This is a genomic window from Pontibacter sp. T17, assembly GCF_057219875.1.
In genome coordinates, this window is record NZ_JBXVVW010000001.1 from 836,441 (window position 1) to 860,316 (window position 23,876).

General features: G+C 58.4%; 25 protein-coding genes. 14 read left to right on the forward strand and 11 right to left on the reverse strand.

Annotated elements, in window-relative coordinates; genetic code table 11:
* The first annotated feature begins 20 nt into the window (after window positions 1-20).
* Entirely contained in the window at window positions 21-740 is a 720-nt protein-coding gene (locus tag AC2D8O_RS03855; RefSeq protein ID WP_484677472.1) for an FkbM family methyltransferase, read from the forward strand.
* On the opposite strand, the gene AC2D8O_RS03860 is transcribed toward AC2D8O_RS03855, so the two are convergent.
* From AC2D8O_RS03860 to trxA (AC2D8O_RS03885), 6 genes are all read right to left on the reverse strand, one after another.
* Entirely contained in the window at window positions 737-1,996 is a 1,260-nt protein-coding gene (locus tag AC2D8O_RS03860) for a glycosyltransferase (RefSeq protein ID WP_484677473.1), read from the reverse strand. The genes AC2D8O_RS03855 and AC2D8O_RS03860 overlap by 4 nt on opposite strands.
* The gene (locus tag AC2D8O_RS03865) at window positions 1,993-3,468 is read right to left on the reverse strand and encodes an oligosaccharide flippase family protein (protein WP_484677474.1); all 1,476 of its coding nucleotides are present in this window, start codon (window positions 3,466-3,468) and stop codon (window positions 1,993-1,995) included. The genes AC2D8O_RS03860 and AC2D8O_RS03865 overlap by 4 nt, the downstream gene beginning before the upstream one ends.
* A 29-nt stretch (window positions 3,469-3,497) precedes the next feature.
* Entirely contained in the window at window positions 3,498-4,412 is a 915-nt protein-coding gene (locus AC2D8O_RS03870) for a hypothetical protein (protein ID WP_484677475.1), read from the reverse strand.
* A 7-nt stretch (window positions 4,413-4,419) separates the two neighbouring features.
* Entirely contained in the window at window positions 4,420-5,376 is a 957-nt protein-coding gene (locus AC2D8O_RS03875) for an acetyl-CoA carboxylase carboxyltransferase subunit alpha (RefSeq protein WP_484677476.1), read from the reverse strand.
* A 92-nt stretch (window positions 5,377-5,468) separates the two neighbouring features.
* On the reverse strand, window positions 5,469-5,813 hold the full coding sequence (trxA, locus tag AC2D8O_RS03880; RefSeq protein WP_484677477.1) for a thioredoxin: 345 nt from the start codon (window positions 5,811-5,813) through the stop codon (window positions 5,469-5,471).
* Window positions 5,814-5,999: 186 nt separating this feature from the next.
* Window positions 6,000-6,329: a thioredoxin gene (trxA, locus tag AC2D8O_RS03885; RefSeq protein ID WP_484677478.1), complete on the reverse strand. Its 330-nt coding sequence runs from the start codon at window positions 6,327-6,329 to the stop codon at window positions 6,000-6,002.
* A gap of 155 nt (window positions 6,330-6,484) precedes the next feature.
* On the opposite strand from trxA (AC2D8O_RS03885), the gene AC2D8O_RS03890 reads away from it, so the two are divergent.
* The 7 genes from AC2D8O_RS03890 to hemF all read left to right on the forward strand — a co-directional run bounded on the left by AC2D8O_RS03890 (window position 6,485) and on the right by hemF (window position 13,688).
* Window positions 6,485-7,552: a glycosyltransferase family 2 protein gene (locus AC2D8O_RS03890; RefSeq protein ID WP_484677479.1), complete on the forward strand. Its 1,068-nt coding sequence runs from the start codon at window positions 6,485-6,487 to the stop codon at window positions 7,550-7,552.
* Between the two features lie 73 nt (window positions 7,553-7,625).
* Window positions 7,626-8,708 (forward strand): ferrochelatase, encoded by a 1,083-nt coding sequence (hemH, locus tag AC2D8O_RS03895; RefSeq protein ID WP_484677480.1) that lies wholly within the window; start codon window positions 7,626-7,628, stop codon window positions 8,706-8,708.
* Complete coding sequence (gene hemA / locus AC2D8O_RS03900; protein ID WP_484677481.1) at window positions 8,705-9,961, forward strand: glutamyl-tRNA reductase; 1,257 nt, start codon at window positions 8,705-8,707, stop codon at window positions 9,959-9,961. The genes hemH and hemA overlap by 4 nt, the downstream gene beginning before the upstream one ends.
* 27 nt (window positions 9,962-9,988) lie before the next feature.
* Window positions 9,989-10,921: a hydroxymethylbilane synthase gene (gene hemC, locus AC2D8O_RS03905; RefSeq protein WP_484677482.1), complete on the forward strand. Its 933-nt coding sequence runs from the start codon at window positions 9,989-9,991 to the stop codon at window positions 10,919-10,921.
* Entirely contained in the window at window positions 10,918-11,646 is a 729-nt protein-coding gene (locus AC2D8O_RS03910) for a uroporphyrinogen-III synthase (RefSeq protein WP_484677483.1), read from the forward strand. The genes hemC and AC2D8O_RS03910 overlap by 4 nt, the downstream gene beginning before the upstream one ends.
* Window positions 11,643-12,707 (forward strand): uroporphyrinogen decarboxylase, encoded by a 1,065-nt coding sequence (gene hemE, locus AC2D8O_RS03915; RefSeq protein ID WP_484677484.1) that lies wholly within the window; start codon window positions 11,643-11,645, stop codon window positions 12,705-12,707. The genes AC2D8O_RS03910 and hemE overlap by 4 nt, the downstream gene beginning before the upstream one ends.
* Window positions 12,708-12,734: 27 nt before the next feature.
* Complete coding sequence (gene hemF / locus AC2D8O_RS03920; RefSeq protein WP_484677485.1) at window positions 12,735-13,688, forward strand: oxygen-dependent coproporphyrinogen oxidase; 954 nt, start codon at window positions 12,735-12,737, stop codon at window positions 13,686-13,688.
* A gap of 22 nt (window positions 13,689-13,710) precedes the next feature.
* Here the strand turns inward: hemF and AC2D8O_RS03925 are convergent, their stop codons facing one another.
* Both AC2D8O_RS03925 and AC2D8O_RS03930 read right to left on the reverse strand, forming a co-directional pair.
* Complete coding sequence (locus tag AC2D8O_RS03925) at window positions 13,711-15,519, reverse strand: LysM peptidoglycan-binding domain-containing protein (RefSeq protein ID WP_484677486.1); 1,809 nt, start codon at window positions 15,517-15,519, stop codon at window positions 13,711-13,713.
* A 48-nt stretch (window positions 15,520-15,567) separates the two neighbouring features.
* On the reverse strand, window positions 15,568-16,212 hold the full coding sequence (locus tag AC2D8O_RS03930; RefSeq protein ID WP_484677487.1) for an O-methyltransferase: 645 nt from the start codon (window positions 16,210-16,212) through the stop codon (window positions 15,568-15,570).
* Window positions 16,213-16,270: 58 nt separating this feature from the next.
* On the opposite strand from AC2D8O_RS03930, the gene hslV reads away from it, so the two are divergent.
* From hslV to AC2D8O_RS03960, 6 genes are all read left to right on the forward strand, one after another.
* Window positions 16,271-16,831 (forward strand): ATP-dependent protease subunit HslV, encoded by a 561-nt coding sequence (gene hslV / locus AC2D8O_RS03935; RefSeq protein ID WP_484677488.1) that lies wholly within the window; start codon window positions 16,271-16,273, stop codon window positions 16,829-16,831.
* Window positions 16,831-17,220 (forward strand): type I restriction enzyme HsdR N-terminal domain-containing protein, encoded by a 390-nt coding sequence (locus AC2D8O_RS03940; protein ID WP_484677489.1) that lies wholly within the window; start codon window positions 16,831-16,833, stop codon window positions 17,218-17,220. Before hslV ends, AC2D8O_RS03940 begins: the two co-directional genes overlap by 1 nt.
* A gap of 113 nt (window positions 17,221-17,333) precedes the next feature.
* On the forward strand, window positions 17,334-18,239 hold the full coding sequence (locus AC2D8O_RS03945; protein WP_484677490.1) for an adenylate/guanylate cyclase domain-containing protein: 906 nt from the start codon (window positions 17,334-17,336) through the stop codon (window positions 18,237-18,239).
* Between the two features lie 12 nt (window positions 18,240-18,251).
* The gene (purE, locus tag AC2D8O_RS03950) at window positions 18,252-18,776 is read left to right on the forward strand and encodes a 5-(carboxyamino)imidazole ribonucleotide mutase (RefSeq protein ID WP_484677491.1); all 525 of its coding nucleotides are present in this window, start codon (window positions 18,252-18,254) and stop codon (window positions 18,774-18,776) included.
* Window positions 18,777-18,878: 102 nt separating this feature from the next.
* Entirely contained in the window at window positions 18,879-19,091 is a 213-nt protein-coding gene (locus tag AC2D8O_RS03955; protein ID WP_484677492.1) for a hypothetical protein, read from the forward strand.
* 184 nt (window positions 19,092-19,275) lie between these two features.
* A complete protein-coding gene (locus tag AC2D8O_RS03960) occupies window positions 19,276-21,012 on the forward strand; it encodes an NADH-quinone oxidoreductase subunit G (RefSeq protein ID WP_484677493.1) in 1,737 nt (578 codons plus the stop codon).
* A gap of 74 nt (window positions 21,013-21,086) precedes the next feature.
* Here the strand turns inward: AC2D8O_RS03960 and AC2D8O_RS03965 are convergent, their stop codons facing one another.
* From AC2D8O_RS03965 to AC2D8O_RS03975, 3 genes are all read right to left on the reverse strand, one after another.
* Window positions 21,087-21,767, reverse strand: coding sequence for a hypothetical protein (locus AC2D8O_RS03965; protein ID WP_484677494.1), 681 nt, complete (start codon window positions 21,765-21,767; stop codon window positions 21,087-21,089).
* Between the two features lie 24 nt (window positions 21,768-21,791).
* Window positions 21,792-22,490: a hypothetical protein gene (locus AC2D8O_RS03970; RefSeq protein WP_484677495.1), complete on the reverse strand. Its 699-nt coding sequence runs from the start codon at window positions 22,488-22,490 to the stop codon at window positions 21,792-21,794.
* 75 nt (window positions 22,491-22,565) lie between these two features.
* The gene (locus tag AC2D8O_RS03975) at window positions 22,566-23,804 is read right to left on the reverse strand and encodes a M16 family metallopeptidase (protein ID WP_484677496.1); all 1,239 of its coding nucleotides are present in this window, start codon (window positions 23,802-23,804) and stop codon (window positions 22,566-22,568) included.
* Window positions 23,805-23,876: the final 72 nt, after the last annotated feature.

Genomic DNA, 23,876 nt, shown 5'->3' on the forward strand with positions numbered 1-23,876 from the left:
CTTTAATGAACTGACCATACATGCTTCACACCCTTCGCCAGCTACTGAGAAAGACTGGATTTGACATCGTTCGGTTTGACCCCTCCTGGAACCCGACCGAGCGGCTGCCTGCACAATTGGCAGCGCACAACATATCCGTGGTGCTGGACGTTGGAGCCAATGCAGGGCAATTTGCCAGTGATCTCCTCAAAAAGGGATACACAGGCCGTATTGTCTCATTTGAGCCGTTGCCAGAGGCGCATGCAGAACTGCTTAAAAAGAGCAGCCAGTACAGCAATTGGCAGATCGCGCCACGAATGGCACTGGGTGCGCAGCCTGGCACCCTCGTGCTGAATGTCGCAGGCAATGGCGTCAGCAGTTCGCTGCTGCCTATGCTGGATAGCCATGCTTCTGCTGCGCCGGAGTCGCGTTACGTAGGCCAGGTGCCGACGGAGGTGCAGACGCTGGATGCTGTATTCGACACATATGTCAAACCCACAGACCGCGTTTTCCTGAAGATAGATACACAGGGCTTTGAGTACCAGGTGCTGCTGGGCGCACAGCAGAGTCTGGCCCGCATTCAAGGCTTGGAACTGGAACTGTCGCTGCTACCGCTGTACGAGGGACAAAAGCTGCACCACGAACTGTCTGAGTGGGTGGAGGCACAGGGCTTTGAGCTGTGGGGAATGCTGCCCGCGTTCATCGAGCCCAAAAGTGGCCGTATGATGCAGATGGATGGCATCTTTTTCCGCAAGCCTTAGTAAGACAACGCCGTCTGATATACCTGGGAATAGCGGCCTGCAACCCGACTTTCCGCATACTGCTGCTCTACAAACTGTCGAGCTGCCGCACCCATTGCCGTGGCCCTGTGCTGAAGTAAGGCAGCAGCAATGCGCTGTGCAAGGGCGGGAGTGTCGTTGAGCGGGGCCAGGCAGCCTGTTACGCCATCCTGCACCATTTCGGGTATGCCTCCTATGCCAAAGGCTGCCACGGCGGTACCGCAGGCCAGTGCTTCCATCACCGTGTTGGGGAGGTTGTCTTCCTGCGAGGTCGTTACGTAAAGGTCGGCCGCGGCATAGGTGGCTACCAGGTCGGCGCCCCGGCGGCTACCCAGCAGGTGTACTTCGTACCCTTCGGGCAGGCCGGTTTCGGCTTTCAGCGCGCCAAAGAATGCGATGCGTGGAAGCTGCTCAGTCGGTATATGTTGGCGCAGTTCCTCCAGCAGCCGCAGGAAGTATGAATAGCCTTTGCGCGGGTCGTTGAGGTTGGAGGCGCCAAAGAGCAGGAGCGGGCGGTCTGTTGGTATCCCCAGTCGTATGCGGGCCTGGTCTTTGTCCTGCGGGCTGAACCAGCTGGTATCAATCGGGTTGGGAATCGCTGTTACGGAGTGTCCCTGCGCCAGACTGCTGCTGGCGGCCAGTCTTCCCAGCCATTCGCTGCAAGTGACAATGTGGAGGGGCTTGGTGCTGTAGGCTTTCTGTTTGCGCAGCCAGATGCTGTGCGACAGGTCGTTGGCAGCGGGGTTCCGCAGAAGGGGGCAGTTGCCGCAACCAGTCTGATAGTGCTGGCAGGTATAGGAGTAGTGACAGCCCCCGGTAAATGCCCACTGGTCGTGGAGTGTCCAAACCAGCGGCTTGGCCAGGGCGTTCAGCCGGCCAATTTCCTCTATGGACAGAAAGCCGTGGTTTACCCAATGCAGGTGTACTACATCGGCCCACTGAACCAGCGGGTGATGATGGATTGAGAAGCCAAAGCGGGCCGGGCTGAACTGGAAAATAAGCCGGCGCTGCTTCACGGCGGGCAATGTCAGCAGCCAATCGGCATAGCGGCGGAAGCGGCCCCAGCGCTGTGCGCCATCGGTTTCGGCTATGGCAGTTACATCGTCATCTTGGCCGGTTTTATCCATCACCAGCATGCGCACCTCGTGGCCGTACTTCTGCAGCGCCATCATCAGGCGGTGGGCGGCAATGAACGCACCACTGTGCAGATCGCCCGTGCTGAGGAGAAGGATTTTCATGGAGTGGGGAGACGAAGGATACGGCTGGCCGGGCCACGCAGAATGGGGGGCAGTGCTTCCAGCGCCCATTGCAGCTCCTGCTGGGCAAAGCTGCGGAACAGCAGCAGCAGCAGCAGTGCTGCCGTTGCCATCCCCACTACCAAAGCGGGCAGTGCAGGCCACGCCAACCGAAGCAGAATAAGTGTGGGTGGCAGGAAGGCGGTCGCTGCCAGCACCAGAAGCAGCGGTATGCGCCATTGGTAGGCCGTGGCGCCCGTCAGCCGTGGCCGTATCCACAGCCAGTCGGTCAGGAAGAGTAAGGCCAGAGCCAGCACTGTATTTCCAATTGCCAGCGTCAGAGGGCCCAACGAGGCAAGTGCAAGTGATGCGCCGAGGTGTAGAAGCGCCAGCAGAGCTGAGAATGCAAATAGCTGCGGCATATGCCCCAGGCTCAACAAGAGCAGCCATGGCAGACTCAGCAGGGTACGCAAGAGCGCATACAGGGCCATGAGTTGCAGCAGAGGGATGGCTTCTTCCCAGCCAGCGCCCAACGCAATGCGGAGAATGGGCCCAGGAAAAGCCAGCATTGACAGGTAGATGGGAAGGCACAGGACAGTAAGCATACGCGCAGCAGAGTCGAAGGCCGAGCCAAGGGCCGCGCGGTCACCCTGCAAGCGCGACAGCACCGGAAAAACAAGCCGATGCAGCAGAGGTGCAAGAATCAGCAGCGGGCGCATGGCGATGTCTTTGGCCGCCCCATACAGGCCAAGTGCGCGAAGGTCCAGCACACGGCCTAGTATCAGCACGTCTATGTAGCTGCCCACAATACCGGCAAAGGAGGCTGCCAACTGCCAGCCGCCAAAGCCTACAAAAGGCCGAACATCGGCCCAGGCAAAATGCCAGTATGGCCTGTACTGGTTGCGCCCTGCCCAAAAGAACAGCGCGGCCTGCATCGCCTGCCGGGCCAGCAGGGAAATGGCAAATATCTCGGCTCCCAGCGTAGTGATGAGCGCCAGGCCCAAAGCCACAACCGTGGAGACAGCTGCGCCCACTAGTTCGATGCGGGCCAATGTGGCAAAAGCAAGGCTGCGTTGCAGCAGTGCTTTGTATTGTTGGCCGAAGGGAATGCAGGCCAGTGCCGCTGACGCCCATAGGAGCAGGCTTGACAGAGCGGGCTGATGATAGGCCGAGGCTATGACTGGTGCTGCAAGTGCCAGCATCAGAGCCAACAGCAAACCTAGGGCCAGATTGAACCAGAAGAGGCTGTGCTGCTGACGCAGTTCCAGCTTTTCCTTCTGTACAAGGGCATTGCTGATACCAGCATCAGCTAACAGCAGCACAATGGCAAAAACCGATTCCAGAAGCGCACGGAGGCCCAACGCCTCTTTGCCCAGCCAACGGGCCAGCAGAAACAACTGCAACAGTTGGAGGGCCGTACCCAACAGTGCAGCCAGACCAAGCCAGCGCGCACCTTTCAGGGTGGCTGTACGCAAGGATGCTGAAGGTTCTGCAGACAAAGTGGTCAGCCGATTCGTGTTGCCTGCTTCAAGCTAGCAATCGTCTGGCGTTCGAAGGCATCGATATACGATTTGTTGCTGGCATTGATGATCCGGCAGCCCAGCCAGTCTGCATAGGCCCGCATAAGGTGGTAGCTGCGGAAGGTCTTGCCTATGCCCATGAACCAGGTGTCAATCCGGTGGCGGGCATGTACTTCAGCCCGCATTTTTACGGGAACGCCTTTGCTGGTATTGGAGTAGAAGTGTACGTCGTTGTAGGTGGGAAAGCCGTCTTCGTCCAGATGCACCGTTTCGTGCCAGCTGTGGTCGGCTCCCAGCAGATAGATCGTCGGGAAGCGCATGGCCAGTGCTGTGATGATACCCCCGGCCAGCACGTTGGGCAGCGACGGCGTGCCCCAGCCTGCGGCCCACAGGTGGTGCCGGAACCAAGACATACCGTTGATTACTATGTGGTTGAAGAAATGTACCCGGATGTTTGGGTTGTGAGCCAACAGCATCTTCAGGGCGGGCGCATTACGCCCTGTGTAGGGCATGTGAATGGTCATAGGCCAGGATACGCGGTCGCGTATGCACTGGAACGTCTCGGCGATGTTGACTTCCACACTGGGCTCGGCCGGATTGATGGGCGTGCCTGTCATGTATCTCCAGAAAGCGTCGTCCACCATCATGTAATGGCGGGGCTTCACTTTCTCGAACCATTCGGTGCGGGCAAACAGGTTTACGGCAAACACCTCATGCTGCAGAATCCAGTCGAGATGCTGCTCAAGGTCCTGCTTCAGGCTGGGACCGTTTGCCAGTATGACTGCGCTGGGGCGAGTGCGGGCGGGGTATGCTTTAGGCCATTTGGCCCTGAGCAGAATCTTGCCGAGGCTGACGACACTTTTCAGTGGGTCCAGTAGGAAATGGGAGGCCAGTTCCATGGAATGTTCAGCCCTCTACCACTACACCCATGCGCGAGAACTTGTCAATGCGCTGGCTGATGAGCTCTTCCGTAGGCAGGTTGCGCAGGGTGCGGATATCGCGGAGGATACGCGCCTTTACCTCGCGGTACATCTGGGTGGGGTTGCGGTGTGCACCGCCCAGAGGCTCGGGAATGATACCGTCAATAATCCCCAGTTCGAAGTTGTCCTTGGCCGTGAGGCGCAGGGCTTCGGCAGCACGCTCTTTATAGTCCCAACTGCGCCATAGGATGCTGGAGCAGCTTTCGGGGCTGATGACAGAGTACCAGGTGTTTTCGAGCATGTAAACACGGTCGCCCACGCCAATGCCCAATGCCCCGCCAGAAGCACCTTCGCCAATGACGATACAGATGATGGGCGTACGCAGCACGGCCATCTCCATCAGGTTGCGGGCAATGGCTTCGGCCTGGCCCTTTTCTTCGGCATGAAGGCCGGGGTGTGCGCCCGGGGTATCGATGAGGCAGACAACAGGCTTGTGGAACTTCTCTGCCATCTTCATCACGCGCAAGGCTTTGCGGTAACCTTCAGGGTTCGCCATACCGAAGTTGCGGTATTGGCGGCTCTTGGTGTCGCGCCCTTTCTGTTGGCCAATGAAGAAGATGGTTTCGCCATTCACATCGCCTATACCTGTAATCATGGCGTGGTCGTCCAGGCCGGTACGGTCACCATGCAGTTCGTAGAACTCGTTGCAGATGGCGTAGATATAGTCAAGCGTGTAAGGGCGATTGGGGTGGCGGCTCAGCTGAACGCGCTGCCACCCAGTGAGGTTGGCATAAATGCTCTCTTTCAGTGAGACCACTTTCTGTTCGATTTCGGCTATCGTGGCCGACATGTCAACGCGGTTCTGGGTCGCCAGAGCTTTCATCTCTTCGAGCTTGGCTTCCAGCTCCACAACGGGTTTTTCGAAATCCAGCGTTGGTTCCAAGGTGTCGGTATTAGTCCGAGAAATAGAAACGGGTGTGCAAGATAGCACACCCGTTTCAATCTGAGGCGGATGAGAACTTTTTGATTTGATAATCAAGAGAGTACGGCTTCCATTCGGCTGCGGATGGCCACTTTGGGTAGCGCCCCTACTTGTTTGTCTACTACCTGGCCATTGCGGAAAACGAGCAGGGTGGGCATGCTGCTGATCCGGAAGGCCATGGCGGTCTTGGGGTTTTTGTCTACATCGAGCTTGGCAATGATGAAGCGGTCCAGGTATTCAGTGGCCAGTTCTTCCAGACCAGGGGCCATGGCCAGGCAGGGGCCACACCAAGCAGCCCAGAAATCAACCAGCACCGGTATGGTGCTTCGTAGAACCACTTGCTCGAAATTCTCGTCTGTGACTTCTACAGTGCGGTTTACAACATTCTGTTGTGACATGGCATCAGGCATTAGAGTTGAAAGAGTCCTGTTGGGAGAGGAATTGCGTGCTAGCAAGGAATGTGCAAAGTACCCTTAGGGTTTCTTAAGAAAGCCTAAGGGAGGCGCAAAGGCGGAATCTTACAATGAGCTGGAAATAAAAACGGGGGCCGAGCCCCCGTTACTCAATACGTTGGGTGCATGCCCTCAGGACATGATGGTATCCAGCTTGGTTTTCAGCACACCCTTGGTAGTGCTGCCCACATGCTTGTCAGCCACTTTGCCGTCCTTGAAAAAGATGAGTGCGGGAATGCTGGTGATGCGGTATTCGGTCGCCATGCGGGCGTTGTCGTCTACGTTCAGCTTGCCAATGATGGCTTTGCCTTCATATTCCTGGGCCAGTTCCTCAATGGCCGGACCCATTGCCAGGCAGGGACCACACCAAGGGGCCCAGAAGTCAACGAGAACGGGCGTTTTGCTGTTGATGACCACTTCTTCGAAGTTGGCGTCGGTGATTTCTACGCTGTGGTGAGCCATAGTCGTGTGAATGATTTTGAGGGGTACGGTTGTCGGTGCAAAAGTAGCACACCCCTCCAATAACGACAGGGATGTGGGTAACGTTCAACATCCACACGATGGGTCTGCGCAGGGGCATTCGATGGTGGGAACCAGCTTTGTGTACTTTTGCGCCCGTGAATCCGGAAGTGTCGCAAGTTGTGCCCAAAGTGGCGGTTGTAGTCCTCTCCTACCAGAGTGCCGACTGGCTGGAGCAGTTCCTGCCGGGGATAGTATCCACGGCGGCGGCGCGCCCGGCGGGCGATACGGAGGTATGGGTAGTGGATAATGCAAGCACCGACCGTACGCCTCATTTGCTTGCCGAGCAGTTTCCAACCGTACGGGTACTGACCCTGAAGGTGAACAGGGGCTTTACCAATGGCTATGTAGAGTCGCTGCCGCAGATACAGGCGCAATACTACGTCCTCATCAACAGCGATGTGGAAGTAACGCCCGGCTGGCTGGACGCGCCCGTAGATCTGCTGGACAGCCGCGCCGATATTGCCGCCGTGCAGCCCAAAATCATGGCATGGCGTCAGCGCGACAGCTTCGAGTATTCAGGTGCGGCAGGGGGCTACATGGACGTATTCGGCTATCCGTTCTGCCGCGGCCGGGTGTTTCTGACCGTGGAGCAGGACAAGGGCCAGTACGACGACGCCCGGCCTGTGTTCTGGGGCAGTGGCGCCTGTCTGTTCATCCGCGCCAAAGACTACCACGAGGTGGGCGGCCTGGACAACACATTTTACGCCCACATGGAGGAGATTGACCTGTGTTGGCGCCTGCAGAACCGTGGCCGGCAGATCTGGGTGTGTCCTCAGAGCACGGTATACCACGTGGGGGGCAGTATCATCCAGTACAACAGCCCCCAGAAAATCTTCCTCAACTACCGCAACGGCTTGGCCATGCTGCTGAAGAACGCCCCGGGCTGGCCGTGGCTGCGCATCTTCTGCCGCCTGTGCCTGGACGGCGTGTCGGGCGTGAAGTCGCTTACCGACGGGCACTGGCGCACCACGCTGGCCATCTTTCGGGCGCACATCGGCTTTTACCAGCGCGTGCCTGCCATCCTGCGCGAGCGCAGGGCGCAGGGCCCCAAGCGCCCCCGCAATGCCATCAAAGGCTGGGCGGGCTACAGCGCGGTGTGGAAGTACTACGTTCGCGGCATGCGCACCTTTTCGCGTATTGACGGCACGGTGAAGGGCGCCTGAAAGCTGAGGTAAATCAGGTTTTCTGCTGCGGCTTCTTCATCATTCCTTCACAAACGGGGCGCATCTTTGTGACATGCAAACAAAGCGCATTGGCGTAGTGCTGTTGAACATGGGTGGCCCGGTGACGTACGCGTCTGTCAAGCCGTTCCTGTTCAATCTGTTTTCCGACAGCGATATCATCAAACTTGGAGGCGGCATTGCCCAGAAAACCCTGGCAACGCTCATCAGCACCGTGCGTGCGCCCAAAGTGGGTGCCAAATACCGGCAGATCAACGCCTGTGCCAACGGATGTGGCGGCAGCCAGTACTGCCCCAACCACGGCAAGCCCAGCGACGCCTGTTCGTCGCTGAACCCCTGCACCGAACTCCAGCGCAAAGCCCTGGAGCAATACCTGCAGGCGGCATGGCCCCAACATTTTGTGCGCGTCTACACCTGTTTCCGCTACACCGAGCCCGGTACGGCTCTTACCCAGCAGTTGATGCAGAAAGACGGCATCACCGATGCCATCCTGCTGCCGCTATACCCGCACTTCTCGTACACCACCACTGGCAGCAGTTTCCGCGAGTGGACCACCCAGCGCGATGCCCTCAAGGCTACCTGGCGTGAGCACTTCGTGCGCAGCTACCCCACCGATTCGCTGTTTCTGGCTGCCCTGAACCAGCGCATTGACGAGGCTCTGGCCGAACTGCCCGCCGACATCCGCCCCGCTGCACACCTAGTGTTCACGGCACACGGCACACCGCTGGCTGAAGTAGCTGCCGGCGACCCCTACACTGCCGAGATACGCGAGACGGTGGAAGCCGTGATGCGACTGCGCCGTTCGCAGGGCAAGGAGGAGCAGCACTGGCTGGGTTTCCAGAGCCGTGTGGGCCCCGCCAAGTGGACACAGCCCAACACCGAAGACCTCGTATGCCGCCTCGGCGACTATGGCATCCGTCACGTGGTAATGATTCCCGTGGCCTTCGTTACCGACCACATTGAGACCACTTTTGAGCTGGGTATCGAACTGAAGGAAGCCACCGAGCCGCATGGTGTGCACACCATTGGCATTACCAAGGGGCTGAACGACCACCCGCAGTTCATTGCCGCGCTGGGCCGTCAGGCCGCGCTGGCGCTGGGCGAATCGCTGGCCGTAGCAGAGGAGGTAATGGCATGAAGTGGGAAGCCAGTCGTTTTGTAGCGGTGGGAGTAAACCACCACAAGGCGCCCGTTGCCGTGCGCGAGGCCTTTTACCTGAACGAAGAGCGCCGGAACGCTTTATTGGCTGAGGCCCGTGCCGCGGGCTTGGAAGGCGCTGTGCTGCTGAGCACCTGCAACCGCACCGAGCTGTATGCCAACACCGACGCCCCCGAACTGGCCGCCGAACTGCTGCTGCGCTACGCCGGTAAGGAAAACGCCAAGCCTACCGAAGCTGAGTTTCAGGCATTCGGTTTCGCTGACCTCGGCCATGATGCCCTGCGCCACTTCTTTGCCGTAGCCTGTGGGGTAGACTCTCTCGTGCTCGGCGACCTCCAGATTGTGCAGCAGGTGAAGCAGGCCTTCAAGCACACCGTAGACGCAGGCAATGCCAACGGCTACCTGCACAAGCTGATGCAGCACGTGCTGCGGGCACACAAGCGCGCCCGTACCGAAACCGCCATCGGCCGTGGGGCTGCCAGCACTGCCCATGCCGCCATTCAGCAGTTGAAGGAATCGCTGGGTGCCGCCCGCCTGTCGCAGAGCCATGTGCTGCTGGTAGGGGCCGGCAAGATTGGCAAGGTGACCTGCGCCAACCTGAACGCCCACGGCGTGCGCCGTATCACGGTGCTGAACCGCGGCATTGCCCGCGCCCAGCGCCTTGCCAGTCGGTTCGAGGCCCATGCTGCCCCGCTGTCCGACCTTGCCGCCCAATTGCAGGAAGCTGATATCGTGTTCGTGGCTACCGGCGCCGAGAACTACATCATCACACCGGACATGCTGCCCGCCGACGGCCGCCAGCGCACGCTGGTAGACCTCTCGGTGCCCCGCAACATAGACCCCGCCTGCACCCAGTTGGAAGGCATTACGCTGGTAGACATGGACACCCTGCGGCAGGCGCAGGATGCCGCACTGGCCCAGCGCGAAGCAGCGCGGCCGCAGGTGTTGGCCATCATTGAAGAAGAAATTCAGGCGTTTGAACAGTGGCTGGCCGTGCAGCGGCTGGGGCCCACCATTCGCGCCCTCACCGAAAAGTTCGAGGAAATCAAACGGCAGGAACTGGACACCCTGCGCCACAAGCTGCCCAAAGATGAGCTGGCCCGCGTAGAAGTGGCGGCCAACCGTATCGTGAGCAAGATTGTGGCCCATAGCGTGGAAACCCTGCGCAGCGACCCCGCCAAGGGGGCCGAAATGGCTACGCTGGTGCAGCAGCTGTTCCAGCTCAATGTTTGATTTTCCGCTTTTCCTTTCCCCAGGCATATGCACCTGAATCTGCGTATCGGCACCCGCGACAGTCGGTTGGCCCTGTGGCAGTCGCACCATGTGGGCCGCGCACTGCGGCTCCGCGGCCATGCCTACGAACTCATAGAGATCAAAAGCGAAGGCGACCTGGACCTCTCGCGCTCGCTGGCCGACCTCGGTACGGAACTGGCAGGCCGGGGCGTGTTTACCAAAAGCCTTGACGACGCCCTGCTGGACAAGCGCATAGATCTGGCCGTGCACAGCTGCAAGGACATCCCGACGAGTCTGCCCGCAGGCCTGGCCATTGCGGCCGTGCTGGAACGCGAAGACCCCCGCGACGTGCTGGTAGTGCGCAATGGGCTGGACTTCCTCAATGATCCCGATTATCCGGCCATCATCGCCACGGGCAGTGTGCGCCGCCGCGCCCAGTGGCTGAACCGCTACCCTAAGCACCAACTGGTGGACCTGCGTGGCAACGTCACTACCCGCCTGCAGAAACTGTATGAAGGCAACTGGGACGCCGCTGTATTTGCCGCCGCAGGTCTGAAGCGTCTGGAATTGAACGCCGACATCGCCACCTACCTCGACTGGATGCGCCCTGCTCCCGCACAGGGTGCCATTGCCATCGTCACCCGCGAGGATGACACTGCCCTGCGCGATATTCTGATGAGCCTGCACCACAGCCCCACCGCCCGCGCAGTTGAGGCCGAGCGTCAGATGCTGGCGGTGTTGGAAGGCGGGTGCAGTGCCCCTGTGGGTGCGTTGGCCCGTCTGGACGGCAATCAACTGATTATGGACGGCACGCTGGTGGGTACCGATGGCCGCGAGCGGCTGGACGTAACCGTCTCCGGCCCAGTGGAACAGGCCCGTGCGCTAGGGCAGCAGGCTGCAGAGCAGTTGTTGGCAAAAGGTGGCGCATCTTTACTTCCCATACGACCTGCCCGCTCATGAGTGCTGCTACCCCCAAAACCGTTGTATTCCTGCGCGAGCCCTCGGTCGACGACCTGGCGCTGGCCGAAAGCCTGAACCTGCGCCTGGCTGCCTGCCCATTGCAGGTGCCGCAGTTTTTTCCGCCCGAAGACCTGGCGGCAACCCTGCGCGACAGCAAGGCCGAGGCTGTGGTCTTCACAAGCCAGCATGCGGTAGAAGCACTGGCGTTGGCGATGGAGCAGTTTGGCCCTCTGCCGCTGCCCCAGATGGTGTTTGCTATTGGCCCGGCTACCGGCGAGGCGCTGGAAGACCTGGGCATTACGCCCATGCTGCCCGACGAAGCCACGGCTGTGTCGATGGTGGACCTGCTGCGCCGCTACCGGGTTCGCTCGGTGCTGCACCTGGCCGGTGCCCGCCGCCGCCCTGAGATGAGCCTGGGCCTGAAGGCCGTAGGCGTAGAGCTGACAGAAGCCGTGGTTTACCAGATGGAGCGTCTGCCTTTCCAGCTGCCGGGTCGTTTTGATGCCGTTGCCTTCTTTGCGCCCAGCAACGTAGAGCAGCTCTTCAGCCTGCCCGAGGCCAATCCCGTATTCGAGAAACCATGTCTGGCCATTGGCAAGACCACGCAGGCCACTCTCCGCGACTTCGGCATCCCCACCATTCTAGTGTCCAAGGAACCCACCTCGGCCGGGCTCATCCGCCTGGCTGCTGACTATTTCGCCCAATCCGACCGTTACCGCGCATGACCTCTGCTGTCCCCTCTTCGGCCCTGAGTGTGACTCCCGGCCTGCAAAACGACCTGCTGCTGCGTGCCCTGCAGGGGCAGGAAGTGCCACGCCCTCCCGTGTGGATGATGCGTCAGGCGGGCCGTTTCCTGCCCGATTTCCGCGCCCTGCGCCACCAGTACAGCTTCTTCACCCGCGTGGAGACGCCCGAACTGGCCACCAAAATTACCCTCATGCCTGTGGAGCAGGTGGGGGTGGATGCCGCCATTCTGTTCTCCGACATTCTGGTGATTCCGCAGGCGCTGGGCTTTGAGGTAACGATGAACGAAGGCGAAGGCCCACGTTTTCCCCGCCGAATCGAGCGCGCCGCTGATGTGGATGCCATTGCGCCCGTAGATGCCGAGGCCAAGCTGCACTATGTGATGGCTGCCATCCGGCAGATTCGACAGGAGCTCAATGGCCGTGTGCCGCTCATTGGTTTTGCCGGGGCTCCCTGGACACTCCTCTGCTACATGGTGGAAGGCAGTGGCTCTAAGGAGTTTGCCAAGGCAAAAGCCTTCTGCTACGCCGAGCCCAAGGCCGCCCATGCATTGCTTCAGAAGATCACCGACGCCACGGTAGACTACCTCAATGCACAGATTCGCCACGGCGCGCAGGCTGTGCAGGTGTTCGATACCTGGGCGGGGCAGCTGAACCCCGCCGACTTTGCCACCTTCTCGCTGCCGTATCTGCAACAGATTATGGAGCGCGTGCAGGGTGCCCCCCGCATTCTGTTTGCCAAAGACGCCTGGCACAGCCTCGACAAGCTGAAGGCTACGGGTGCCAACGCACTGGGTATTGACTGGCACACGCCTGCCAGCTTTGCCCGCCAGCAGGCCCCTGGCATCACCCTTCAGGGCAATTTCGACCCCAGCCTCTTGTACGCGCCCATTCCAGAAATCCGCAAGCGTGCCCACGCCATGATACAGGAGTTTGGCCCACAGCGTTATGTGGCCAATCTGGGCCACGGTATCCTGCCCGATGTGCCTGTAGACCATGCTAAAGCCTTCGTACAGGCCATTCAGTCGTGGCCGAATCCGTAACTTGCCCTCTCTTACCTGCTAACCCACATGCCCCGCGTTATCTCCCTCCGCGACCGCTTCGTTAACTACGTACACAGCCTGCAGGATACCATCTGCGAACAGCTGGAAGAACTGGATGGCCGCGCGCGGTTTCATGAGGATAAATGGCAGCGCGAAGAAGGCGGTGGGGGTGTGGCCCGTGTTATATCGGGTGGTAAAGTGTTTGAAAAGGGTGGCGTGAACACTTCGGTGGTATATGGCAATGTGTCGGAGGCCCTGCAGAAGCACATGAAAACCGGCCCGGGCTGGTTCTTCGCTACCGGTATTTCGCTGGTCATCCATCCGGCCAGCCCCATGGTGCCTACCGTACATGCCAACTTCCGCTACTTCGAGCTGCGCGACGAAGACGAGCATGGCCCCATTCGCGACGCCTGGTTTGGGGGTGGTACAGACCTTACACCCTGGTATCTCTGGGAAGACGATGCAGAGCATTTTCATACCGTTCTGGCGTCGGCCAGCGACGAGTACGACCCCAAGTTTTACCCCACCTTCAAAGCCTGGTGCGACCGGTATTTCTACCTGCCCCACCGCAAGGAGACCCGCGGCATAGGCGGCATGTTCTTCGACTGGCTGCGCGAGGAAGAAGGCTATACCCTTGAAGACCGCTTTGAGTTTGTAACGGGCATCGGCGATGCGTTCCTGGATGCTTATACGCCTATTGTGGAGCGCCGTGCCGGCGAGCCCTTCGACGAACGGCACCGCTACTGGCAGGAGATTCGCCGCGGCCGCTATGCCGAGTTCAACCTTTTGCACGATCGGGGCACGCAGTTTGGCCTCCAATCTGGCGGGCGCACCGAAAGTATCCTGATGTCGCTGCCACCCCGTGTGCGGTGGGACTACAACTTCCAGCCTGAGGCTGGCACCCGCGAAGCCTTCCTGGTGAGCGTGCTCAAGAATCCACGCGAGTGGGCCATCCGCGAGGAAGAAGAGGACGAGGACTAATAGGCGTCTTCCCCGTTACGGATTACTGGCCCTCCAGCATCCGTACCAGCAGCTTGATGCCGGGCTTCACTGCCTGCGCGGTGGTAAGGTCGTTGGCTTTCAGCACTTCGGCTGGTGTCATACGAAAACGCTGGGCAATGGCTTCCAGTGTATCGCCCTTCTGTACGGTGTAAAGAGTGAACTGGCGGCTGACGGCATTGGTGCTGACGGCGGGTGCGGGGCTTTCATCAAAGCTTACGACATGCGGGTCTGGCAGGTTGCGTTGCAGATTGTCCCCCGTTGTATTGCCCACAGATGCCGTAGCCTGTTGTGCCGGGCTTTCTTCCTGCGCTATGGTTCGCGGATCGGGTAAGGGAGTAGTGCGCTGCTGAGGCGGCGTTGTTTCCTGTACTAATGCTGGCTTGGGAGTGCCCAGCGCATAGATGGTAGGGGCTACGCCTTCGGGTGCAGTCACTTGTAAATACAGCCGGCGGCCAGGTTCCAGCGGGGCATCGCGGTGCAGGTGGTTGCGCCGCGCCAGCAGATCGGACGACAGGTTGTAGAACGCCCCAATGCGGATAAGCGTCTCGCCCGGCTGTACTATGTGATACTGCACCTCGCGGCTGCCTACCAGCAGCACCAGTCGGCCCTCCGCCAGCTTCTCGCCGGGTTTAATGCCAGGGTTGTAGCGCAACAGCTTTTTGGAATCGGTTTTCAAGCGTTTGGCCAACTGGGCAATGGTTTCGTCGGCATGTGCATAGGCAAATGCCTTGTTGAGCGTAGGCTCCTGATCAAGTGTGGGCGCGGCGGGTGTCGGCGCTTCGGGTTTGGCGACAGGTTTTTCCTGCTGCGGGGTGACTGGCTGCTTTACAGGGGGCACTGGCTGGTTGCGAACGGCCAGACGGTCGGCTGGGGCCAGCAGCTTGCCTTTGCCTTCGCGCGTAATCCGGTCGTGGATGTCGGCGCGAATGCGGGCCCAGCGTTCGGGGTTGGGCGCCGGAATGACATCTAGGTTTGGATCGGGCTTGTGCGGCGTCTTGTAGGGCACGGCCACGAAGTACGTAACGGGTCGGCCTTTGGGCAGGCTGCCCCAGCCACGCAGCAGCCAGGTGTTGTACTTCCGCAGTTCGGCCAGCGATAGGCCCGAGACTTTCACCAGCGACTGTACATCAGCCACTTTCTCGGCCGTGCGGGCTTCCAGCCGAAGGGTGGGGTGGGCTTTGGCCATCGTTTCGCCAAACACCAGCTTGTGGGCTATGGCTTTGAGCGCATACCAGTGGGTGTTGCTGGTATCGATCACCATTTCGTCGGCCCCCACCAGTTCGGGGTGGGCAAAGGGCAGGGTGCCGGAAGTGCCGTTCATGTACGAGGTTACGGCATACACCCAGTTTTCATAGGCCACATAGGCCCGCGTGAAGTATTGGGCTGCCCCCAGAGTGGCGCGGGTAATGTGGCGGCGTTCGTCTACGGTCTCACCTACATGCAGGCCCATTTCTACGGCAGTTTCATATTTGAACTGCCAGTAGCCCACGGCGTTGCTGGCACTCACGGCATTGCCCAGCAGACCACTTTCCTGTATCACGATGTACTTGAGGTCTTCTGGCATGCCTGCGTGGCGCAGGGCATCTTCCACGTAGGGCATGTAGAGCACGGCCCGCTCGGTGAGGATGGCCAGCGTGGGTGCGTGGCTGCTCAGGCGCTTCACCTGCTGGCCTATGTAGTGTTTGGCGCCCGGCAGCAGGCGCAGGTGCATGCCACAGAAGGTCAGCGTGTCGGGCACGACGGGTGTCGTCTGGGCAGTGCTCGTTAGTGGCAGCAGAAGCGCAAGAAGCAGGAGCAGGCGGGGCAGCATGGCAGGCAGGTACAGTCTGGGCCGGGTAGTCAGCAGCGGGGCAGAGGCTTAGCGTTTGCGCAGCAGATAAATGCCGTCGCGTACGGGCAGCAGCACCCGATCGACCCGGTTGTCGTTCGCAATACAAGTATTGAACGAACGGAGCGCCTCGGTGGTCCTGTTTGTCAAAGACTTATCTACTACTTGGCCGCTCCACAGCACATTGTCTGTTAGTATCAGGCCGCCGGGGCGCATGCGCGGCAGCAGGGTCTCGTAGTAATGCGCGTACGATTCCTTGTCGGCGTCAAGGAACAGCAGGTCAATCGGGTGTTCGGTTTGCAGGGCGGTCACCATCTGGCGGGCATCGCCTACATGCTGGCGTATCCGGTTCTGCAGGCCCGCTTTTTCGAACCACTTGCCCGCAAATGCGGCCAGTTCCACGTCACGTTCCAGCGAGTGCAGTGTGCCATCGGGATGCAGCCCCTCAGCCAGGCAGAGCGCACTGTAGCCAGTATAGGTGCCTACCTCCACAATGGTGCGGGGCTGTATCAGTTTCGACAGCAGGCTCAACAGACGCCCCTGTAGATGGCTGCTGAGCATTCGCGGATACATGGCTTGCAGGTGTGTTGCCCGCCGCAATTCATACAGTAGCGGCGGTTCGGGCTCGGTATGCGCGTCGGCATATTCCTCTATTTCCCTGGGCAGGAAGTGCATGCCACAAAGGTACGCTGTGGGTATGCAACCTGTCCGGCGTTTCTCGTTTATTCAGGGTATGAAACGCACGTCTTCTGTTCAGCCGCCCATTCACTCCACTACGGTGCTGGGCATCATCCACAATGGGCAGGTGGCTTTGGGCGCCGATGGCCAGGCGACAATGGGCAACACGGTCATCAAGGGCAATGTGCGCAAGGTGCGCCTGCTGCCCGAAAGCAGGCTGCTGGTGGGCTTTGCCGGCTCTACGGCCGATGCCTTTACGCTGCTCGAGCGTTTTGAGGAGAAGCTGAGCAAGCATGGTCGCAACCTGCGCCGTGCGGCCATTGAACTTGCCAAAGACTGGCGAACCGACCGCTACCTGCAGAAGCTGGAGGCCATGATTGTGGCCATGAGCGAACACGAAGGGCTTATCATCAGTGGCACAGGCGATGTACTGGAGCCCGAACACGGGGTGTTTGCCATTGGCTCGGGCGGCATGTATGCCTACTCTGCTGCCTTGGCTCTGAAGCGTCATGCCCCCCATCTGAGTGCCGAACAGATGGTGCGCGAAGCCCTTTCCATTGCAGGCGATGTCTGCATTTACACCAACCACAACGTGGAAGTGCTTACGCTATCCTGATGGGTGCAACGCTGCAATGTCTGGTACGCCGCAAGGCCGTAGCTGCCACTCCAGAAGAAGTAGTGCGCCAGACATTGCTGGCCGATCTGCTGGCCGCCGGCTATCCCTTGCAGCTGATTGCAGTGGAGCGGCAGGTGAAGTACAACGGACTGGCTAAGCGGTTCGATGTCCTGGTGTTCAGCCAACAGGGGCGCCCATTGGTGCTGGCCGAATGTAAAGCGCCAGACGTTGGCCTCTCGGTGGCCCAGATGCGACAGGCACTAACCTATAACAGCCAGTTTGGAGCCCGCTATCTCCTGCTTGATGCCGGGGCTCAACGTGTGTGGTATGACCTGACTGCCGGTGCTGTTTCGGTGCTGTCTGTTTTGCCCCCATTTTCGGCTATCTGACTGCCTCGGGCGCAACCCAGGGCCGTTTTGGGCGCTCTTTCGTACAGGTAAGCGTTAATGCTTACGGTTTCTCCCGCACACGCCGCTTTTGCGGGCTATATTTGCACCGAGTTATGCCAGATACTGTGACAACCGACGAGCAACGCGAGAAGCTTGCCAAACAGCAAGCCGAGATTGCAAGTCTGCACCAGATGGTCGAAGATCTGCAGGACGAGCTGCGTATCAGCGAGAAGCGCCATCAAATGTTCGAGCATCTGCTGGAACAGGAAAAGGAAAAGGCTGAAGCTGCCCAGCGAAGGGCCGACGAACTGCTGCACAACATTCTGCCCAGCTCTGTTGCTGCTGAGCTGAAAGAGCACAACCGCGTGAAACCCCGCCGCTATGACAGCGTGTCCATCATGTTCATGGACATCAAAGGGTTCACCGGCTATGCCGAGAAAATGGAGCCTGAGGCCCTGGTCGAAGAGCTGGATTTCTGTTTCCAGAAGTTCGATGAAATAACCGAGCGCCTCCGGCTGGAGAAAATCAAAACCATTGGCGATGCCTACATGTGCGCTGCGGGTATTCCAGAACCCTATCCGCTGCACCCTGTACATGCGGCCTTGGCAGGTCTGGAGATCCAGGCCTTCATGCGAAAGGTGTCGGATGACAGGGTTGCCCGCGGAAAAAACAGCTGGCAGCTGCGCCTCGGCATTCACACGGGTGGGCCGTTGGTGGCAGGCGTCATTGGTAAGCGCAAGTTTGCCTACGACATCTGGGGCGACTCCGTCGTCACCGCCAGCCGTATTGAGAGCAAGGGCGAGGTCTTTAAAGTCAACGTCTCGGCTAGTACCTATGCGCTGGTAGACCCGTTCTTTGAGTGCGAATACCGCGGCCTCATCGAGGTGAAGAACAAAGTTGAGCCGATGGGTATGTACTTTGTGCATCGAATCAAGCCGGAGTACAGCGCCGACGACGCTGGTCTCGTTCCCAACGAAGCCTTCTGGACCGCGGTAAAGGCTGCCTTCCAACCCGCTTAACACACCATCAGCATGTCGCAACCACTGGTAGGAATCATCATGGGCAGCAAGTCGGATCTCGGCATCATGTCCGAGGCTGCGCGTGTGCTGGCTGAAATGGGTGTCGCCAGCGAGGTGAGCATCGTGAGTGCCCACCGCACCCCCCAGCGTCTTGTCGAGTACGCCACAAAGGCCGAAGCGCGAGGGCTTAAGGTAATTATCGCCGGTGCGGGTGGTGCGGCTCATCTGCCAGGTATGGTGGCAAGTATGACGGTGTTGCCTGTCATTGGCGTACCGGTAAAGAGCCGCAACAGCATCGATGGCTGGGACTCTGTGCTGTCCATCCTCCAGATGCCTGGGGGCATACCAGTGGCTACGGTTGCGCTGGATGGTGCCAAGAACGCAGGCTTGTTGGCGGCTCAGATATTGGGAGCCCATGATGCTGAGATACGCTCTCGTTTACATGCGTATCGCAAGAGCCTGGAAACTGCGGTACTGGAAGACGCCAGTAGAATTGCCAGCCAAGGCTGGGAAGCAGTCTTGCGCGATGGTAAATAACGGACTGGCATTCAGGCGCCTGTCGCGGTCTTTACTTTTCTTAACAGCTAGGTAATTTTCAGTAAGGCTTAACGCCTATTTTTGGACTTTACTATTGAAGCCATGAACATAAACAACGCTGTAGACAAGGCCTTCGAAGGCAAGTCGCTCAAGGAACTGGTGAACGCACCTGTGTCTGCTCTTCAGGGTGTTTCGGACAACGATGCCAAGCTGCTGAAGGAGGCTTTCGGCATTGACACCATCGGTGAGCTGGCCAAGAACAAGTTCTTCCGCCGCGCAGTAGCTATCGTAAACCTGGCCGAGACCGAGGCGTAATAGCCCGCTGGGTCCTCGCAATATCTGCCCAACGATTTGGCCCCGCATCCAGACTGTGTCTGGAACGGGGCCAAATTACTTTCAGCGGCTTGGAAAAGCGGCCATATCTGAATTATTTTGCCTTCCATTCATCGTCTGTCGGATACCGTTTTGGTATCTGACGTTTTCAACCGAAGTCTGCGATATGCCCACGGTCTACATCGACGGTAAACCATTCGAATACGAAGGCAAGGACGTACTGCTGAAGTACGCTCTGGCTCAGGGAGTTGAAATCCCCTATTTCTGCTACCACCCTGCCATGTCCTCGCCCACCAACTGCCGTATGTGCCTGGTGGAAGTAGGCTTCCCGGTGAAAAACCGTGAGACCGGCGCTGTGGAGCTGGAAGCGGATGGCTCGCCCAAGATTGCCTGGGGCCGTAAGCCAGTCACCAGCTGCAACACAACCCTTTCGCCCGACATGTACGTGCGTACCAACCGCACGTCGCCCACTGTGGAGAAGGCTCAAAAAGGTGTGCTGGAGTTCATGCTCATCAACCACCCACTCGATTGCCCTATCTGCGACCAGGCCGGCGAATGCCCTCTGCAGATCTGGACCTTCAAGTATGGCCCAGAAGGTAGCCGTTTTGAGGTAGACAAGGTGCACAAACCCAAGCGTGTAGAGCTGGGGCCCAATGTGATGCTGGACGCCGAGCGTTGCATCAACTGTACCCGCTGCGTGCGCTTCACCGAAGAGATCAGCAAGACCGAACAGCTCTCCATCCAGAGCCGTGGCGACAAGAACTTCCCTGCCACCGCTCCCGGCAAGTCGTTTGACGACGCCTACTCGATGAACGTCATTGACATCTGCCCGGTAGGTGCCCTCACCAGCTCTGACTTCCGTTTCAAGGCCCGAGTGTGGGAGATGAACTATACCCCCAGCGTGTGCACTGGTTGTTCCAAGGGGTGTAGCATCGACGTATGGGCCCGTGATAACCAGGTTCTCCGCCTTACTCCGCGCCACAATCCCGCTGTTAATGACTACTGGATGTGTGACGCTGGCCGCCTCGACTACACCCGCTTCAACGAGAAGCGTATCAGCGGAGCCAAGCTGAAGGGCGATCTGCCCATCGAGTTTGAAGCTGCCCTGCTGAAGGCTGGCGAAATGCTGCAACAGAACGCTGGTAAGGTTGTGTTTGTGGGTTCGGCCTACGCCAGCTTCGAAAGCAACTATGCCCTCAAGCAACTGGCTGCCAAGGCCGGTGTGAAGGATGTATACGTAGTGCCGCACACGCAGCAGGGCTGGGGCGACAACTTCCTGCGTCAGGACGACCGCACCCCCAACATGGCCGCCTGCGAACTCCTCGGCTTCACCAAGGTGTCGGTCGATGACCTCAAGTCCAAGGCCGCAAGCGCCGCACTGGTATACGTGATGGAAGACGATGCCGTGTCTGCCGAAATGGTAGCCGCTGGCAAAGCTGTAATTGCGCATGCCTATCAGCACTTCGTAGGCTTCGACAAGGCCGAAGTAATTCTTCCCGCTGCCACCAGCGTAGAGGCAACCGGCGTTTACGTAAACCACAAGGGCATCCCGCAGATTGCGCTGCAGGCAAAGCAGATTCGCCGCATGACCCCCGAAATGTGGATGGCCCTGCCGAAGAGCCGTCTGGATGCCGGTGGCGTGGCTATCGACAACTGGCGCCACCCCGAGAACGTGGTTGATTGCCTGCCCAGTTGGCTCATCCTCTCCAAGCTCGTAACCGACATGGGCGGCGACTTCGCCTATGCCGAGCACAGCCAGGTGTTCAGTCACATCCAGGGCCAGTTCCCTGCGCTGAAAGACCTGAAGCTGCGTAAGCGCAACCGCAAGGAGAGCTTCAAGCAGAGCCAGTTCGAGTTCGCTGTAAACACTGAAGTGCCCAAGATGGCTTCGCTGCCACTCTGAGGCATCGGTTTCGATAAATGAAGAAGGGCACCCAAGCGGGTGCCCTTCTTCGTAAGATGGCGATTGCCAGCCGTCTAGTTTTCTTCCTGGCGGTAGATGTGTTGGATACGGTTTTCCAGTTCCTTCAACGCCGTTTTGTCCATCAGAAGGTTGTCGGCATTAAGCTCGTCATATTGGGTAGTATCCAGCGCAGATGCCTGGTGGGTTTCCGGCTTGAATTCGGTTCGCATCGTCACCTCGAAACGGCCTTTGTACAGCAGTACAGTAGTTTCGTCCAGGTCGGCCACACGGTAGAAGAACACCTTGCGTACACCACCATAGTCAATGGTATCTTCAATGGCTATGACATCTCCTGGTACCAGGTTTTGGAGGTGCTCCTGGCGTTTCTGCGCATCAAAATGGGCACTGATGCCACCTGCCAACAGACAGGCTGCAATGAACAGGGCGCCAATGTATTGATGCCAGCCCCAGCCTGCTTGCTGCTTCAGCTGGCGCAGTTTCTCCTGGTCGGTGGTGGGCAGGTAGTCAGGGTTGATTCGCACCACATTGCCCTGGTGCAGGAAACCAGGAAAGCGACGGGTAGTGGGCCACAGTGGAATGAAGCCACTGCCTGTCAGATAGCGCTGGTAATAGCGCACTTCCAACTGTGTTGCAGTGATAGGGGTGATGATACCGCGCAGCACATAGCTTTCGGGCACATTCTGAACAAAAACGCTGTCCTCATTGAGGACAGCGTGGTCATGACGGAAGGTCATTGGCTATTATGAAGCTGGGGGCAATCAGTTTTCAGGTGTGGCGGGGTAGATGTGGGGTATCTCGTCGCCATCGTTCATCTGTACCAGTTCAGCTTTGCCATAGCGTGCTGTCAGGCCCTCTTCGGTCGAGTAGTTCTTTTCGTCGTAAACATAAGGGCGGCCATCGGTTTCACTGAACGAGCCGTCTGTCTCCAGATAGAAATTGTTGAAGAGAACATCTACCGAGTCGCCTTTCACGGCCGTTACGCGGGCATACTTGAAGTTATTGTAACCCACCTTTTCGCCCGCTTCCTTAATGACAATGATGGAGCCCACTGGCGGGTTGTTCAGCAGGTCTTTGCGCGAGGAGCTGTCCATGCTGGAGCCAATTGCAACCCATACAATCAGTGCCGCAATGATGGCCAGCCCGCTGAAAAGATGGTAGCCTTTGCTTGACTGTGCTTTCAGTTCCTCCACTTTGGCGCGGTCTTCGGGGCTCAGGGCGTTTTCTTTGATGGTGTACAGGTCGTCGCCGTCCTTGAAGCCTGCCAGTTTACCTGAAATGGGAAACAGCGGAATCCAGAACAGCGAAGCATAGCGCTGATAGATATTTACTGCTACACCCGAAACCGGGGCATGTGCTTCTGCCTCTTCGCCAGCGGCAGGCTCAGCTGCGGTCAAGCTTGTGAGGACAACAGAGTTAGAACTGAGCTTGGAGTAGTTGGTACCGTAAACGATAAACATATCCTGTAGTTGGTAGTAGGGTTTGTACTACGAACTTACTACAGAACTGCTTACCCTGACCAGTTGATCCCAGAATCAGTTTTCGGCAGGTTCGTAAACCAGTAACGAAAGTTTTTGGCGTTCAAGATATTCCATGGAGGCTTCCATGATATCCATGGAAGTGAGCGCCTCCACGTGCTTGATGGCTTCGTCCAGACTGTAGGTGTGGCCAAAGTCCAGTACATCTTTGGCTTGAGCTACCATCTGGTTGAAGAGGCTTTCCTGGCCAATCAGCATGGCTCCGATAAACTGCTTCTTTACCCGGGCCAAAGCCAGGGTGGTGAGGGGCTGCGAGCATAGTTGGCGGAGTTCTTTTTCTACCAGTGATATCACTCGCGTAAGCTGCTTTTTCTCGCATCCGGCATATACCCCCCACACCCCACCATCAACGAACGGCTGGTAATAGCTCTGGATATTGTAGGCCAGGCCATGCTTCTCTCGGATGTTGAGGTTGAGACGGCAGTTGCTGTGTGGGCCGCCCAGCAGATGTTGCAGCACCAGGAAGGCAACAAATCGTTTGTGTTGCAAAGGGTAGGCCGGTCCGCCCAGCAGAAAATGTGCCTGCTGAATGGGCTTGGAGTGCACCTGAGTATCGGGTTTGAACCGATGGGAGACCTTGCGGACCGGAGTTTCGCCCTTTAGGCGCGGCAGCGTTTCGACATAGCGCAGTGCCAACTTCTCTACCTGGGCCAATGCAGGGGCGCCATACACTGCCAGAACGGCACGTTCAGGGGTATAGTGGTTTCGGTTGAAACTGCGAAGCCGGGTATGGCTGAATTTGCGGATGCCCTCCTTGGTGCCCAGCACGGGATGCGCCAAAGGGTGTTTCCCAAAGACCATCTCCTCAAAGGCCTCAAAGATGGATTCCTCAGGATCGTCCTGATACATGTCGATTTCCTCGCTGATAACCGTTTTCTCTTTCTCAATCTCCTTGGCGGGCAGGACACTGTGAAAGGCGATATCAAACAGGAGTTCTATAGCACGCTCGGTATGCTCCTGGGTAACGGTGGCATGGTATACGGTTTTCTCTTTGGTGGTAAAGGCATTGAGTTCGCCACCCACGCTGTCGATACGAGAAAGGATGTGAAAGGCTTTGCGTTTCTGGGTGCCCTTGAACACCATATGCTCCAGAAAGTGGGCCATGCCATATTGATCGGGGCTTTCGTCGCGGCTGCCTACATCAAACACCAGCGCACAGTGTGTGAGCCGGGTGGCAGGGAATGGTTTGTGGAGCATCCGGAGGCCTCCGGGTAACATCAGCAGCGTTTCTTCCATGTAGTTACGTAAACGTCAAAATAGACGTTTGGTGTCAATCGCCAGCGGAATTGTAGTGTATAAAAGCAAACA

What these genes read in the sequence shown, in the direction of transcription:
- AC2D8O_RS03855 (WP_484677472.1), top strand. Translation starts at nt 21, where the DNA reads ATGCTTCACACCCTTCGCCAGCTACTGAGAAAGACTGGATTTGACATC.
- AC2D8O_RS03860 (WP_484677473.1), bottom strand. Translation starts at nt 1,996, where the DNA reads ATGAAAATCCTTCTCCTCAGCACGGGCGATCTGCACAGTGGTGCGTTC.
- AC2D8O_RS03870 (WP_484677475.1), bottom strand. Translation starts at nt 4,412, where the DNA reads ATGGAACTGGCCTCCCATTTCCTACTGGACCCACTGAAAAGTGTCGTC.
- trxA (WP_484677477.1), bottom strand. Translation starts at nt 5,813, where the DNA reads ATGTCACAACAGAATGTTGTAAACCGCACTGTAGAAGTCACAGACGAG.
- trxA (WP_484677478.1), bottom strand. Translation starts at nt 6,329, where the DNA reads ATGGCTCACCACAGCGTAGAAATCACCGACGCCAACTTCGAAGAAGTG.
- hemH (WP_484677480.1), top strand. Translation starts at nt 7,626, where the DNA reads ATGCAAACAAAGCGCATTGGCGTAGTGCTGTTGAACATGGGTGGCCCG.
- hemA (WP_484677481.1), top strand. Translation starts at nt 8,705, where the DNA reads ATGAAGTGGGAAGCCAGTCGTTTTGTAGCGGTGGGAGTAAACCACCAC.
- hemC (WP_484677482.1), top strand. Translation starts at nt 9,989, where the DNA reads ATGCACCTGAATCTGCGTATCGGCACCCGCGACAGTCGGTTGGCCCTG.
- AC2D8O_RS03910 (WP_484677483.1), top strand. Translation starts at nt 10,918, where the DNA reads ATGAGTGCTGCTACCCCCAAAACCGTTGTATTCCTGCGCGAGCCCTCG.
- hemE (WP_484677484.1), top strand. Translation starts at nt 11,643, where the DNA reads ATGACCTCTGCTGTCCCCTCTTCGGCCCTGAGTGTGACTCCCGGCCTG.
- hemF (WP_484677485.1), top strand. Translation starts at nt 12,735, where the DNA reads ATGCCCCGCGTTATCTCCCTCCGCGACCGCTTCGTTAACTACGTACAC.
- AC2D8O_RS03925 (WP_484677486.1), bottom strand. Translation starts at nt 15,519, where the DNA reads ATGCTGCCCCGCCTGCTCCTGCTTCTTGCGCTTCTGCTGCCACTAACG.
- AC2D8O_RS03930 (WP_484677487.1), bottom strand. Translation starts at nt 16,212, where the DNA reads ATGCACTTCCTGCCCAGGGAAATAGAGGAATATGCCGACGCGCATACC.
- hslV (WP_484677488.1), top strand. Translation starts at nt 16,271, where the DNA reads ATGAAACGCACGTCTTCTGTTCAGCCGCCCATTCACTCCACTACGGTG.
- AC2D8O_RS03940 (WP_484677489.1), top strand. Translation starts at nt 16,831, where the DNA reads ATGGGTGCAACGCTGCAATGTCTGGTACGCCGCAAGGCCGTAGCTGCC.
- AC2D8O_RS03945 (WP_484677490.1), top strand. Translation starts at nt 17,334, where the DNA reads ATGCCAGATACTGTGACAACCGACGAGCAACGCGAGAAGCTTGCCAAA.
- purE (WP_484677491.1), top strand. Translation starts at nt 18,252, where the DNA reads ATGTCGCAACCACTGGTAGGAATCATCATGGGCAGCAAGTCGGATCTC.
- AC2D8O_RS03955 (WP_484677492.1), top strand. Translation starts at nt 18,879, where the DNA reads ATGAACATAAACAACGCTGTAGACAAGGCCTTCGAAGGCAAGTCGCTC.
- AC2D8O_RS03960 (WP_484677493.1), top strand. Translation starts at nt 19,276, where the DNA reads ATGCCCACGGTCTACATCGACGGTAAACCATTCGAATACGAAGGCAAG.
- AC2D8O_RS03965 (WP_484677494.1), bottom strand. Translation starts at nt 21,767, where the DNA reads ATGACCTTCCGTCATGACCACGCTGTCCTCAATGAGGACAGCGTTTTT.
- AC2D8O_RS03970 (WP_484677495.1), bottom strand. Translation starts at nt 22,490, where the DNA reads ATGTTTATCGTTTACGGTACCAACTACTCCAAGCTCAGTTCTAACTCT.
- AC2D8O_RS03975 (WP_484677496.1), bottom strand. Translation starts at nt 23,804, where the DNA reads ATGGAAGAAACGCTGCTGATGTTACCCGGAGGCCTCCGGATGCTCCAC.